Genomic DNA, 14,459 nt, shown 5'->3' on the forward strand with positions numbered 1-14,459 from the left:
GTGCGGCTTAGGCCGGATCCGCGGGGGTCGCCACCTCGGGCTGGGGATCCGAGAGGGTCTTCGGGACCGTGTCCTCGAACTGCGGGAGGCGGTTCAGGTACTCCACCACCGAATCCGTGGACTCCACGTCACCGAACTTGTTGYCGATGTCGTAGAGGTTCCACTGCACGACGCCCGGGACGCGGTCGCCGATGGTCTCCCGGGGGATGATCGGGCGGAAGCCCTTGGCGATCGCGTCCTCGACGGTGTGGCGCACGCACCCGGCCGCGGTCGCACCGGTCACGATCAGGGTGTCGATGCGGTTGGAGGTCAGGAAGAGCTCGAGGTTCGTCCCCGGGAACGCCGAGGCGCGATTCTTCTCGATCACGACCTCGCCTTCCGCGGGAGCAATGCGGTCGTCGATCTGCGCCCAGTAGGAATCCGCCGGAAGGGTCTCCGTGGGGATCTTCGAGTACCACAGGCCCATGTCGTTCGTCCCGGAGGTGGCGTCGCGGTTGCGGTACACGTTCGTGGTGTAGAAGACCGGGACGCCCTTGGCGCGCGCGGCCTCGTTGATCCGCTGGACGTTCGGGATGATCGTCTCCATGCCCGGGCAGCTGAACGGGTGACCCGGACGGGTCCAAGCGTTCGCGAGGTCGATGTGGATGACGGCGGGGCGGTTGCCGTAGCCGATCCGACGCTTGAAGCCTCGCTCGTTGTAGATGCCCGTGCCTGCTTCGAACGCCTCCTCCAGCACTGCTGCAAGACGGGCTTCGATGTCGTTGGACGTCGCTGTCTCTGTTGTCATGGTTCTCTCCACTCTCTCGGCTTTTGTGTTTCTAAGCTAGCAACGAGGTTGCTGTACTGGATACTGTAGCGCACGAACCGGCGCACCACCAGAGGTGCCCGGAGTCTGCATCTCCAGCGGACCAACTTCTCGATAGGGCGAGCATCGGCGAGTGCGTCACTCCGGCAGCCCGGCGAGGGTCCGGTTCGCGGCCCGCCCACCCCAGCAACACGGGCTGAGGCGTCCGCAGTTTTCCCGGCGGAAACATTCGTGCCACGCGATGACACTATCCGCCGGTTTCTCTATTGAGGCTCGCATTGCTCCACGAGCAACATCGTCGGCCCGCCAGGTCAGGCATGCCGGGTGGATAGAGCGCAGAGTAGGCCTACGTGCGTTGCTCCTGTTGTGACTATGTTGCTAGCAAGGCAGCCGATCCCTTCGGGACAAGGCAAAAGCAGGGAAGCCTGCCGAAGCTCGGATGTAGTTTGAGCGGAACACTTTGAAGGCCCGCCAAGGCGGGCCTTCTGTTCGTTAATCTCACGTCCGCAGTGTGGAACTGACAACCTCAGTGAGGCGGGTACAGATTGCGGCATATGATGGCCCCAAAGAGTGGCGGGATAGTCACGTAGCGCGAAAGGATGAAGGTGGCAGGCAGGCCGAGGCATGACAACGGGCAGGTCCAAGGAGCTGCGGCGTCACTGTTGAACGGTCTTGCTGTCCTGGAAGCCTTTTCCGTTCAAAGTCCGGTTCTTGGCGTGACTGAGGTTGCTCAGCGTGTTGGCCTCCACAAGAGCACGGTCTCACGCATTCTTAGCGGTCTAACAGAAGCTGGATATGTCCAGCGGGATGAGGAGACGGGACGGTATCGGCTCGGGCTGGGCCTCCTCGCGTTGTCCGCCCCTTTGCTGGCGGATCTGGATGTCCGCCGTGCTGCGGTTCCGTATTTGGAGAAGTTAACCGAAAGCACCCAAGAGACCAGCGCTATCTCGGTCTGGAATGGTCACGAGGCCATCGTCGTGGAGCAGGTCGCCAGCCCGAATCTGGTCAAACACACTGCCACCATCGGAACCCGGTACAACAAATTCGAGAGCTCTTCAGTGCGGATTTTCCTGGCGGACCTGGCGCCGGCTCTCGCGACGGAACTGATCGAATCCGGGCAGATACTACGCACGGCAGGAGATGGTTTGCCTTTGGACCACACCGCCCACCTGCAGGAAGTYGCCCGTCAGGCATACGCCGTTAACGACGGCTCGACTACGGAGGAGGAGTTTGGGGTCTCCGCTCCGGTTCGGGATTACCGGGGCAAGGTGGTTGGGTGCATCACTGCATCCGCCCCCCGTTCCCGTGTGCACAAGCACGCCACCAAGGATGCTCTGGTTCAAGCCGTACAACAGGCTGCCTCGGAAGTATCCACCCGCTTGGGCTGGGCGGCCCCGCTTCCGGGGTGATTCACCCACGCGGCAAGGCGAAGGCCGGCAACATCGTGTCTTCGACCGCATTCAGATTGAGACGCTTGACCGCGCTGTCGCACTTGGAAAAAGTCTTCCGAGAGGGAGCAGATGCCAACTTCGAGGGGGTGGACCTGCTCGAGGTTCCGTCGGTCCCTGCTCTGGCAAACCACCGAGGATCACGGCTCGCAGGCCCATCGGCTCCTGCTCGGATCAGCCAACAGCGCCGTCAGCGACCTGGATCTGTTTCCCCGGCAGGTGGCCCAACCGTGTAGACACCCGCGCCGCGGCCTCTAGCACGGCTTCGCGCAGGATCGACTGACTCTGCATGTACTGCACTCGGGATCGGGGCGCGCTGGCTGTGATGCAGCCGACGACTTCGCCCYGGTAGTCCCGCACAGGAGCGGACACGCCGTATTCCTCGTAAGTGGTCTCGCCGTCGTTGACGGCGAATCCGTCGTCACGCACGCCGACGAGCTGTTCGTGGGCCGGGTCTTCGAGACCGAGGTAGCCCTCCCGCAGGACCGTACGGTCGGCAAGCAGACGGTCGGTCTCCTCGGGCAGCAGTTCGGCGAGGAACACGCGGACTGAGGAACTGGCGAACTTGTTGTAGCGCGTSCCGATCGCCGCGCTGTGCTTGACCTGGTGGGTGGAAGCCGTTTGTTCCACGACAATCGCGTTGCTGCCGTTCCAGACGGCGATCGCGGCCGTCTCGCCGGTGGCCTGTGTGAGTTCTTCGAGGTGGGGCAGGGCGGCACGGCGGACGCTAAGCTCGGCCAGCAGTGGTCCGGCCAGGCCGATCATCCCGAGCCCGAGGCGGTATCGCCCTGTTTCCTCGTCGCGCTGCACGTAACCGGCTTCGTCCAGGCCGCTAAGCATCCGGGAGACCGTGCTCTTGTGCAGCCCAACGAGCTCGGAGATCTCCGTGACGCCCAGGAGGGAACGCTTGGCGACGGAGAAGGCTTCGAGCACGGTAAGACCGTTGAGCAGCGATGCTGCCGCCCCTTGCGGTTTGTCAGTGGTTGTTTGTGGGTCAAGCATGGGTTCTCCCTCTCCAGGCGCTACGCGCAGTCACCGTAGCCATCGTACGGCGTGCCCATCCAACCTCTCGTCGGAGGACAAGTCTCCAGCGGCTCCACGTCGCCGAACTTGGAGTCCATATCGAACAGGTTCCACGCCGCGACTCCTGGCACGCGGTCGCCCACGGCCTCCTTGACGATGATCGGGCGGAAGCCCTTGGCGATCGTCCAGGGTCTCAACCGGGATCTTTTGGGACCACACGCCCATGTCGGACGGCAGGTTCACATCGAGGAGGAGAACTGGCGGCCCGGGCGGGTCGAGGCGTTGGCCATGTCGATGTGGATGACGGCCGGYCGGGTGCCGTAGCCGATAGTTCTGCAACATGCAACCCTTTTTTCTCAGCAGTCCAAAAACCGACCGCGCCCCCTCCCCACCCTGCTTGGCAGAGCCTTGCCGAATCCTTCCGCAAGCTGCTCTCCAACTCGTAGGGAGGCGCACGTCCCCTGACGCAAAAGGGGAAGTCCCAAGAAATGAACGTCAAAAACATTGCGTGTTGTTCGCAAAGGAACTAAATTGCTTTCTAAGCAACGATGTGAGCTACGGCACATCGGATTGCGGGACCGGACCCCCGGCCCAGCGGACTAGCTCCAATCCCGGGTGAATTCGGGCCCGGCCGAAAGGCCCCCCGTCTTTCCCTTCAACCCAGTCCTGAACCAAACTTTCGAAAGGACCCCCTTATGAAGCGCATCGGAGTAGACGTCGGCGGTACATTCACCGACTTGTATTTCTCGGACGACGACCAGCGCATCGCCGTTGTGGAAAAGGTTCCCTCCACCCCGCACGACCCGTCTGAGGCCGTGATCAACGGCATCATAAAGCTCTGCGAAAAGGCCGGGGTCTCGCTTTCGGAGATCGACCAGCTGGTGCACGGCACCACGGTCGCCACGAATACCGCGCTGACGCACACCGGTGCGGAGGTCGGGATGATCACCACCGAGGGTTTCCGGGACATCCTGCACATCGCCCGGCACAAGAAGCCGCATAACTTCTCCCTCCAGCAGGATCTGCCCTGGCAGACAAAGCCTCTGATCAAGCGCCGTCACCGGCTCACGGTCAAGGAGCGCATCACCGCACCGAACGGCGACGTTTTGGTTCCCCTGGACGAGGGCGAGGTCCGTGAGCGCGTACGCGAGCTGAAGGCGGCCGGCGTCGAGGCCATCGCCGTCTGCCTGCTGCACTCCTATCTGAATCCCGCCCATGAGCAGCGGATCGGGGAGATTGTCGCGGAGGAGTTCCCCGAAGCCTACCTGTCCCTTTCCAGTGACATCGTGCCCCTGTACCGGGAGTATGAGCGGTTTTCCACCACGGCGCTGAATGCCTATGTCGGGCCCCGGGTCTCCCGTTACCTCTACCGCCTGCAGGAGCAGGCAGAAGGATTGGGTTACAAGCGGGAGATCCTGCTGATGCAGTCCTCCGGCGGTATGGTCCCGATCAAGGAGGCCGCGAAGCGGCCCGTCACACTGATGATGTCCGGACCGGTCGGCGGCCTGATCGGCGGCATGTGGGCCGGCCGTCAGTCCGGCTTCGAGAACGTGGTCACTCTGGACATTGGGGGGACCTCAGCGGACATCGGTGTGGCCTACCAGGGTGAACTGCGCATGCGCCACCTGCTGGACACCAAGATCGGCGACCACCAGGCCATGGTCCCAATGGTGGACATCGACACCATCGGCGCAGGCGGCGGCTCCATCGCCTACGTCGACGCCGGCGGGGTCTTCCGCGTCGGTCCGCAGTCTGCCGGCGCCGTCCCGGGCCCGGTCTGCTACGGCCGCGGCGGGACGGAGCCGACATCAACTGACGCCCAGATGCTGCTGGGGCGTATGCGCCCTGACCGCGTCCTGGCAGGCTCAGGCATGGATCTGGATCTCGATGGCGCCCGAAAGGCCATGGAAGGTCTGGCGGAAAAACTCAACATGTCCGTGGACCAGGCCGCCCTTGGCGCGCTGCAGATCCAGAAGTTCGGCATGACCCAGGCGATCGAGCAGAACTCCGTCCGCCGCGGCTACGATCCACGTGACTTCACCCTCGTCGCGGCAGGCGGCGCCGGCGCACTGTTCGCCTGCGAGATCGCCGCGGAGCTGGAGGTCCCGAAGGTGCTGATCCCGGCCCACCCGGGCATCATGGCTGCGACCGGCCTGCTGGCTACCGACGAGAAGTATGAGTTCGTCGCCACCAAGCGGTTCACGTTCGCCAGCGCAGACCCCGCCGCCATCCAGGGCTCCTATGAGCAACTGGAGCGCGAGGCCAACGCCCAACTCGATGCCGAGGATGTGCCAGCCGGACGCCGCAAGCTCGAATGGCTCGCCGACGCGCGCTACGAGGGCCAGGGGTACGAGATCCGCTTCACTGCGCCCGCCGGACCGGTTAACCAGGCCTGGCTGGAAATGGCCGAGGCAGCCTTCCACGACGCCCACTTCGAGGAGTACGGGCACCGCTTCAAGAACGGCACCGTGGAAGTCATCAACATCCGCGTGGAGGCCAGCGCCCTGATGGATGACCTGCCCACGCCGGAAGCGATCAAGTCCGGTTCCCTCGATGACGCCCTGGTGGAAACCCGCCCGGTGACCTTCGAACAGGATGGCAAGCCGGTCACCCTGGACACCGGCTTCTACGACCGCGACAGGATGGGCGTGGGAATCACCTTCACCGGCCCCGCCATCATCGAGCAGTACGACTCCACCACAGTTATTCCTCCGGGATTCTCCGGAGCGGTGGATGCAGCCGGCAACCTCGTCATCGACTGCCCGGCCGCCACCCAGAGCGCCGAGAAACTGGCCACCCCGATCCTGATGCGCGTGATCGGCGGCGCCCTGAACTCCGCAGCCAAGGAAATGGCATCGGTGCTCTTCCGCATGGCCTACTCCTCGATCATCCGTGAGTCCGAGGACCTCGGTGCAGGGCTCTTCGACAAGGACGGCAACGTGCTGGCCGAGTCCGACTCCACGCCAATGTTCATGGGCTCGATGCCCAAGATCGTCAAGGGTGTGATCTCGGTCCTCGGCGACGACATCCACGACGGTGACATCATCCTGCACAACGATCCGTACCTCGGCGCCACGCACTCCCCCGACGTCGCGATCATCGAACCGATCTTCCACGACGGGGAACTCGTCGGCTTCGCCGGCGCCTCGGGCCAGCTGATCGACAACGGCGGTGCGTACTCCGGACTGATGGTGGACATCCAGGACATCCAGTCCGAAGGCACCATCTTCCGGGCGGTGAAGATTTCCGAGAAGGGCGTCCGCCAGGAATCGCTGATCCGGCACATCCTCAACAACACCCGGACACCCACCTCCAACGAGGGCGACTTCCAGGCGATGATCGCCGCCTGCGAGCTGGCCAAGTCCCGCTACATCGCCCTCATCGAGCGGTACGGCTTCGGCGCGGTCCGCGAAGCCGGCCAGAGCTGGATCGACTACTCGGAGCGGATGCTGCGCCAGGAGATCGCCAAGATCCCCGACGGCGTCTACGAGACCGAGGTCGGCTACCTGGACGACGACGGCCGCAACTACGGCAAGAAGCTACCGATCGTCGTGAAGGTGATCATCGAGGGTGACGAGATTACCTACGACCTCACCGGATCCTCCGAACAGGTGCCCACCGCTTATAACTGCGCTTTCGAGGGCACCACCGTCTCGGCATTCACGTTCATCACCCGGATGATATTCCTGGACGAGGTCGCCTTTCCCGTGTTCGTGCCCCAAAACGAGGGCATGCTCAAGCCGCTGAAGGTCATCGCCCCGGAGGGCACCATCTTCAACCCCACGTACCCGGCCGCAACCTTCTCGCGGTTCTCCCAGGTACAGCGGGCCGTCGACCTGGCCCTGCGGGCCCTCGCCCCCGTCATCCCCGAGCGCGTCACCGCCGGCAACTCCGCCCACATCCACTTCATCTCCTACTCAGGATGGGACGAGAAACAGGGCGAGTACTGGGTCTACCTCGAGGTCAACGAGGGCTCCTACGGCGCCCGCGCAACCAGCGACGGGCCGGACTCCGTAGACAACCTCATCGCCAACACCCGCAACAACCCGATCGAGGAGCTCGAGTGGCGGTTCCCGATGCGCACCGACCGCTACGAACTGCGCTCCGAGCCGGCGGCCGCCGGTGAATTCCGCGGCGGCATCGGCATCGTCCGGGAGAACACCTTCCTGACCGACACCGCGATCACCTGCGAGGGTGAACGCCACGAGTCGGACGTCCCATGGGGAGCCTTCGGCGGCCATGACGGCCTCAACGGCTCGCTCGTGAAGAACGTCGGCCGGGCGGGCGAGGAGTCCTGGCCGTCCAAGGTCACCGGACGTCAACTGCTGGCCGGTGACTCCCTGCAGATCACCGTGCCCAGCGGTGGTGGCTTCGGCGACCCGCACAAGCGGGACCCGCTGAAGGTTCTCGAGGACGTGCTGGACGGCTTCACGACCGTCGAGGCAGCCGCCCGTGACTACGGTGTGKTCATCAAGGAGGTCAACGGCCAACTCACGGTCGATCTGAGGTCAACCGCCGAACGCCGCGAGGTTTTGGTCGCCGAGCTCAGTTCCGCAACCTAAGCCAGTAAACGCAGTAAAAGGGGCGGCCTGGAGCCAGTTATTGACGCTGGTCTCCAGGCCGCCCCCTTCGTTCCCTACTGATCACATCCCACCATCCCCGTGAATTAGGAACCGTTATGACCACTGCCCCAACCTTTCAATTTGTCGAGTCTGATGTCACGCCCAAGGACGTCCGGCTGGCCACCTGGATTTGCTTCTTCGCCTGGACCTTCGCCGTCTATGACTTCGTCCTGTTCGGCAACCTCCTGCCGGTGCTGGCCGCAGACCTCGGCTTGAGCGCGGCCCAGTCCACGGGGATCAATACCTGGGTGACCGCCGGCACTGCACTCGTGGCCTTCGGGATCGGCCCGATCGTCGACCGGATCGGCCGCCGCAAGGGCATCCTGATCGCCGTCGTCGGTGCCGCCGTCGCCTCACTGCTGACCGCCACTGTCGGCTGGGTTGTGGGCATCGCGGCCGGCCTGGGACTCGTGTTCTTAGTCCTCGTGCGTTCACTGGCCGGCCTCGGCTACGCCGAACAGGCCATCAACGCGGCCTACCTCAACGAGATGTTTGCCCACAACAGCGATCCCGCCAAGGCCCGCCGCCGCGGTCTCATCTACTCACTCGTCCAGTCCGGCTGGCCGGTCGGCTCCGTCCTGGCTGCCGGGTCCGTCTACCTGCTGTTCCCCATCGGCGGGTGGGCGCTCTGCTTCGCCGTGGCCGCCATCCCCGCCGTCTTCATCGTCATCGCCGGACGCTGGCTCAAGGAGAGCCCCCAATTCGCCCACCGTCACCAGATCGACAAGATGATCAAGGACGGCAGGGTGGAAGAGGCGCAGCAGCTCGGGGAGAAATACGGAATCGACGTCTCGGAGAAGGCCAGTCCGCTCGTCTCGGTCTTCCGTGGGGAGTCGCTGCGGTCCACACTGACGATCGGCGGAGCCTTCCTCCTGAACTGGCTCGGCGTCCTTGCATTCGCGATCCTCGGCACGTCGCTGCTTACCGCACCGGACGGCAAGAACATCGAGTTCGACAACGCGCTGCTGGTACTCATCATCTCCAATGCCACGGCCTTCGCCGGCTACCTGTTCCACGGCTGGCTCGGCGACCGGATCGGGCGCCGCAACGCGATCGGGATCGGCTGGATCCTGTGTGCCGTCTCCTTCTTCACCATGCTCCAGGCACCGAACGGGAACTTCCCGCTCATCATCGGGCTGTACAGCGCCGGGCTGTTCTTCCTCATCGGCCCCTTCTCCGCCTTGCTGTTCTTCACCGGCGAAAGCTTCCCCGTCCACACCCGGGCAACGGGAAGCTCCATCATCAACGCCTCCGGCCAGGTCGGAGCGATCACCGGCGGCCTGCTGATCACCGCCACCCTCGCCGCCGGCGCCGGCTGGATCAACGCCACCCTATGGTGGGGCGTCCTCCCCATCCTGGCTTCCGGCCTGCTCATCTTCGCCGCCCGGAACGTCGACCCCAGCAAGGTCCGCCAGGACTGACAGGGACGAACCCGCACCACAAACACCATCCGCACGGCGGGAACTCTCTGGGACCAGGGAGTTCTCGCCGTGCCGATGACTTAAAAGGCAGGTTCCCTTATCGAGTGGACCGCGACGGCAAGGCCCAGTTGCTGCTGCCCACCTCCCCGCCTGAGGTGAGCAGCAGGTGACATGCCGAGTTGGCCATAAGGCTGTCGGGCCTGCTCGTCCCGCTAAGGTTCTTTGCGCAGCCTGGCCTGTTCCACCGGTTCGGTCATCCAGGGCCGGTGCCCCCGGTGCAGCGCCATGCCGTCGGGTAGCCCTTGGACGTAGGTGGTGGAACCGGGAATGTCGATGGTAATCCGGCCGCCGGCCATGGGGCATTGGTGATGTGCAGGTCGCCGTAGGCCTCCGGCAGTACCGGGTCCAGCCACAGACCACCCCGGGATACATGCGCGTCGTAGCGCATCAGGCTTGTCACCAGCGGAATCGGCGCGGTCGCGGCCCAGGCCTGGGGCGAACACGCCGTCGGGTACGGCACGGGCTGGGTGAACCGTTCCCGGTCGAAGCCGCAGAGGAGCTCGGGCAACCGGCCGTCCGAGTACTGGGCAGCCTCAAGCAGTGCCGTAGCGATCTGCTGCGCTTCTTTCACGAAACCGTAGCGCACCAGACCGGCCGCAGTCATGAACCAGGGCGCTCCGGCGGCGACCACCAGCCGGTCCGGATGGTCGGGGTCTTCGATCCTGAGCGCGCCCAGATCGTCGTAGCTGCGCTGCAGGTCCGTTCGATGGAACCGTGGCCCATCTGCAGCACCGGAATCCTCGCCACCGACTCAATCCGGCGCCGGTGCTGCGGAGACAAATCTCCCGGTGCGGGACGAACAAACGGTGCAGCCGGGCCGGGCAACACGGCCGGCGAACAACGCCCGGTAGAGTTCCTTCGTTTCCGCCGCCAACGGCTCCAGCAGCTGGCCGTTGACGGTGAGGTTCCAGCGGGACAGGATGCGCGTGTCCTGGAAGAAGACCCCGTGCGGGAGTTCGGGTTGGATGTCACCATTCGGCAGCGAGATGCAGAAGGAGGAACCTTCCACCTCGTGTCAGTAGAAATAGGAAACGAGAGGGTCACCGATGAGCCACGGCGTCATCTAGACACCGGTGTGGCCACTGTACACACCCCCTTTGGCCGGATAAACAGCCACCAGCTTCTCCCCCAGGCCCCAAGAAGCAGCGAATCGAGGCAAGAACCTCGAAGAAATTTCGCGCAGGTCATATCGTCACCACACCCCCACCGCATGAATAGGTACTGGACCAACCACGGCTGCCAGGCCAAGCCGGAAAGGAGACCAACATGACCCCACATCCCGGCAGGCGGAGGGCCCACCAGCCAGGACCTTGAACCCGCCACCCACATAACTTCATAGGCCATCGCGGCGGCCAGCAACAGGCCGCGACAAACGTCAGAGGGACCCGAACAGGGTCAATGTTGACACGTTAAAGCAAAACCCCCTCTGACGAGGGGGTTTGCTGTGCCCGAGGTGGGACTCGAACTGCATTCCAACCCCTGCAAACACTGGACTCCCCCGGAAACATCCGCAATCCAACAGATACCATTTGGCAGCACCGGAGAGCGCTTCGGTCGTCCTTTCCAACATTTCCCCCGGAGCCAGAGGTCGGTTCACGCCCTTCTACGGTCTCGCCCCTGGAAAAACGGGTGCGGAGTCCTAACCGGACGGCGCTGACTGCCACATTTTGCGGAGGACGGCGGGACCTCCCGCCGTCCTCCGTTGTGCTCTTGCGGCCGGAATCTCACACCCTCCACTCCTCGTCGACAGCAGCAAATCACGAAAAGGCTCGGCGTCACCGCCCCTCCCCTGGATCAGGCGCTCAGCGAAACACTTCTCAGCTATAGCAACCCGCAAGGCGCCCCAGCATTGTTATGACCATGAACCAGCCGATGCCTCGCCAGCCACAGCAGTTCCGCGACCGTCTCGCATCACCAGTCGAACCTCAGATGTTGACGGCAGCAGTTGCAGCGGCGCTCGGCAATCTTTCGGTAGCCGTGCTACCAGAAACCACGCGTAGATTCTTCGGGGATTGGTCTCCTACGGGGAGGACTGGCGCCCCCCAGCCTTCTGTTGTGTCAGCTGACCGGCTGGAGCCAGGTCAGCACTGAGATGTTTCGGCCGCCGGGGTATGGACGAACTGAAGGGATTGAGCCCGGTGCAATATGGGGCGCAATCCCTTCAGTTCCGGCTCCTTGGGGAGCCCGTCAGGCGGCGGGTTGGGTCACTTCTTTTCAGCCAGGAACATTGCCTTTTCAAGCGGTGTCACGGTGAGTGATTTGAGCTGGGCGGTACCGCCTTCTGCGAAGAGGGCCATCTTGTCGGCTCCGGCGTTGGGGAATACCTGGTCGGTGATGGTCCGCAGACCATCCTGGGCGAACACCTCAACTGAGGAGCGGTCGAGGAAGACCCGAAGGGTGACGTAGCCCTTCTTGTCCAGGGTGACGGGGGCGTCCTCGATGGAAGCGAAGGCCGGGTGGAACGCGGTGTTGCCGGAGTTAGTGCGGTCAACGAAGAGCTTCCCGGTCGTGGCGTCGTAGCCGATGACGGTGGATGCGGCTCCATCGCCCAGCACGGTGATGCCGGATTTCTTGGCCGTGCCCGGCGCGAAGGTGATGTCGACTCGTTGGACCTGACCGGAGGCGGCCGCGGGCAGCGGGGTTGTTCCCTCCTCGATCGGGATGCCCTTCGGGGTTGAGTAGCTTGGCTCTTGGGCCAGCTTGTCGACCTGCTTGACGGCGCTTTGGGTGAGCCGGGGCCCTTCAGGGGTCTGGGTCAATTTCACTTCGCGCGGCAGGGCCATGGCGCTGCGCCACGGGTTGGTGGGGATGTTGTTGGCGTAGTCCCAGTTGTTCATCCAGCCCAGCATGACCCGTTTGTTTTCGGGCATGTTGGCGAAGGACACGGAGGCGTAGTAGTCGCGTCCGTAGTCCAGCCAGTCATAGGTCTCCAGGGCCGACTGTGCCGGTTTCGAGGAGAGCATGAACTCGTCCGTGAGAATGTGGCCCCAACCGAATCGGTTATTGTCGACCACTTTGATATGTGCTTGTTGGCCAACGAATTCTTTGACATTCCATGATGCCCAGTCGAGCTTTTCACTGTCGTTTCCGGTGGCCGTGCGGACCACTTGTCCGTTGACCACGAGGTTTACCGATTCCTCGTCAGACCGGGGAACGGCCGGGCCGTCAGTCAGCATGACGTGGTCAAGGGTCAGGTGTCCCCACCCGCCGGTGGCCTGGTCAACTACACGCAACTGTGCATTCTGTCCCGCGAACTCGGCGACATCCCAGCCTTTCCAGTTCAGGATTCCGGAATTGTCTCCTGCCAGGGAGCGGACCACCTTGCCGTTGACGAGCAACTGGGCGGCCAGGATCTGTCCGGAGTCCGCGGAGCGGTTGCCGCCGCCGACCAGCATGCTCATGAAATTCTTGGTGATGGGGAATTCCGGTGATGTCAGGGTGCCCTGCCGGTCATCGCCCGGTGCGGTGCCGGTCTCGAAGGTGTTGATCCGTTTGGCCCCGAGGTAGAAGTCCCCGCCGCTGGTGGAGGGCTGGAAGTTGGGGGTGAGGTCGCCGGTCCCGGTCCAGCCGGCGTCGGCCAGCGATGTCCCGGCGGGAACCTCGAAGCCGTCAAACTTGAGTTCCCCTTCGGGCGGGGTGTTGTCCAGCTTGTCGGAGACGCGGGGGTGCTTGCCACCGCCCACGAGGAAGTTCAGGTAGTCGTCGGTCACGGTGAAGTTAGGTGACTGCATGGACCCGAGCGGCCAGTCGCCGTCGTTGAAGGAGTTGATCAGGCCACTGCCGTCAAAGCCGGTCACGGGGCTCTGGCCGGRAAGGGCTCCGTTTGCCGGAGTGCTGCCGAATGGGCCGTTCTTCCAGTTTCCTGGCTCGTTGTTGACGGTCCAGCCGTTGTAAGTTCCGTCGTTGAATCCGGCCAGGACCGTCCCGGGAGGGGGCGTGGCCACGGGTTTGGTGGTTTCGGAGGTGAAGGTGGTGCCGTCGAAGTTGCCCACGAAGTACTGGCCGGCGGAGCCGCCGGCCACGCCTCCGGGGTTGATGTTGACGACCATGACCCATTTAACGTTCTTCGGGTCGCCGTCCACGGCGAGGGGAAACAGGTCGGGGCATTCCCACTGCCCGCCGGTGGCATTGGCTGGTCCGAATTCACTCAGGGCGGTCCAGTCCTTGAGATTGGCGGACTTGTAGAGGACGACCTTGTGATCCTGGGCTTCGACCGCGGTCATGAGCCAGTAGCCTCCGCCGCCGGGTTTGTTGTACCAGGAGACCTTAGGGTCACGGAAGTTGGCGGAGTTTCGGTTCAGTACAGGATTGCCGGAGTACTTGGTCCAGGTCTGTCCGTCATCGAGGCTGTAGGCCAGGGACTGCGCCTGCAGGCCGCGGTGGGGCGAGGCGTCCTTGTAGGCGCTGGTGAAGATCGCGATCAGCGGTGGGTTCTCTTTCGTACCGAAACCGGTCGTGTTGTCCTTGTCCACAACGACGCTGCCGGAGAAGATGTCCTGCTCTGCATCGGTGGAGATCGCCAGCGGCTGCTCCTGCCAGTGAACAAGGTCCTTCGATGTGGCGTGGCCCCAGGACATGTTCCCCCAGGTGTTACCGGAGGGGTTGTGCTGGTAGTACATGTGGTAGACGCCCTTGTAGAAGACGAGCCCGTTGGGGTCGTTCATCCAGTTCTTTGCCGGCGTGTAGTGAATGGCCGGCCGGTAGGGTTCGTCCCCGGGGCCCGTCGCGGCCGACGCCGGCAGGGAACCTGCCAGTGCCGCGGCCAGCGTCAGTCCCGCGAGCGTCAGTGCAGAAACGGCATGCGTCCTGCGGGTGGTCGTGTTCTTCATTCGTTCGATTCGCCCTTCGTTGCGCGCGTCGTCGGTAGACAACGTTGTCAGTGCGAAGGACACTAAGTGATGTCCGTCAGACAAGTCAACGGTTTTGGCGGCGCGGGAATGAGGCCGCCCGCCGCGCGGCTGAGCCGGGCGAGGCGATGGGCGGGCAGCAGAAAATTCCCTCCCAGCGGTAGGGCTGGAAGGGTTATTTCCGGCAGGCGGCTCCGTTCAGCCGTCTCCGTGGGTCCTGGACGCAGCAGCTC

The 14,459-nt window shown here is 63.8% G+C and carries 8 protein-coding genes and 1 pseudogene; 3 read left to right on the forward strand and 6 right to left on the reverse strand.

The genetic code is table 11. From position 1 onward, the window contains the following. Positions 1-7: 7 nt before the first annotated feature. On the reverse strand, positions 8-787 hold the full coding sequence (locus tag AC1D1S_RS12850) for an N-carbamoylsarcosine amidohydrolase (RefSeq protein WP_476994637.1): 780 nt from the start codon (positions 785-787) through the stop codon (positions 8-10). Between the two features lie 680 nt (positions 788-1,467). Between AC1D1S_RS12850 and AC1D1S_RS12855 the strand changes: the two genes are divergently transcribed. Next, complete coding sequence (locus tag AC1D1S_RS12855; protein WP_476994638.1) at positions 1,468-2,214, forward strand: IclR family transcriptional regulator; 747 nt, start codon at positions 1,468-1,470, stop codon at positions 2,212-2,214. 213 nt (positions 2,215-2,427) lie between these two features. Here the strand turns inward: AC1D1S_RS12855 and AC1D1S_RS12860 are convergent, their stop codons facing one another. Together AC1D1S_RS12860 and AC1D1S_RS12865 are read right to left on the reverse strand one after the other, a co-directional pair. Continuing rightward, positions 2,428-3,255, reverse strand: a complete 828-nt coding sequence (locus tag AC1D1S_RS12860) for an IclR family transcriptional regulator (protein WP_476994639.1) — start codon at positions 3,253-3,255, stop codon at positions 2,428-2,430. 20 nt (positions 3,256-3,275) lie between these two features. Next, entirely contained in the window at positions 3,276-3,473 is a 198-nt protein-coding gene (locus tag AC1D1S_RS12865) for a cysteine hydrolase family protein (RefSeq protein WP_243177953.1), read from the reverse strand. 498 nt (positions 3,474-3,971) lie between these two features. Here AC1D1S_RS12865 and AC1D1S_RS12870 point away from each other — a divergent pair, with 498 nt between their 5' ends. Then, positions 3,972-7,838: a hydantoinase B/oxoprolinase family protein gene (locus tag AC1D1S_RS12870; protein ID WP_476994640.1), complete on the forward strand. Its 3,867-nt coding sequence runs from the start codon at positions 3,972-3,974 to the stop codon at positions 7,836-7,838. A gap of 116 nt (positions 7,839-7,954) precedes the next feature. Next, positions 7,955-9,319 (forward strand): MFS transporter, encoded by a 1,365-nt coding sequence (locus AC1D1S_RS12875; protein ID WP_476994641.1) that lies wholly within the window; start codon positions 7,955-7,957, stop codon positions 9,317-9,319. 212 nt (positions 9,320-9,531) lie between these two features. Here the strand turns inward: AC1D1S_RS12875 and AC1D1S_RS12880 are convergent. The 3 genes and pseudogenes from AC1D1S_RS12880 to AC1D1S_RS12890 form a co-directional block, all read right to left on the reverse strand. Continuing rightward, positions 9,532-9,977: pseudogene (locus AC1D1S_RS12880) on the reverse strand (glycogen debranching N-terminal domain-containing protein); the annotation flags it as partial. Positions 9,978-10,130: 153 nt separating this feature from the next. Further along, entirely contained in the window at positions 10,131-10,388 is a 258-nt protein-coding gene (locus tag AC1D1S_RS12885; protein ID WP_439954079.1) for a glycogen debranching N-terminal domain-containing protein, read from the reverse strand. Positions 10,389-11,583: 1,195 nt separating this feature from the next. Next, the gene (locus AC1D1S_RS12890) at positions 11,584-14,208 is read right to left on the reverse strand and encodes a GH32 C-terminal domain-containing protein (RefSeq protein WP_476994642.1); all 2,625 of its coding nucleotides are present in this window, start codon (positions 14,206-14,208) and stop codon (positions 11,584-11,586) included. Between the last annotated feature and the right edge of the window lie 251 nt (positions 14,209-14,459).

The sequence above is a fragment of the Arthrobacter sp. P1_A5 genome (assembly GCF_056406825.1).

Coding starts and splice junctions, on each gene's coding strand:
- AC1D1S_RS12875 (WP_476994641.1), top strand. CDS start 7,955: ATGACCACTGCCCCAACCTTTCAATTTGTCGAGTCTGATGTCACGCCC.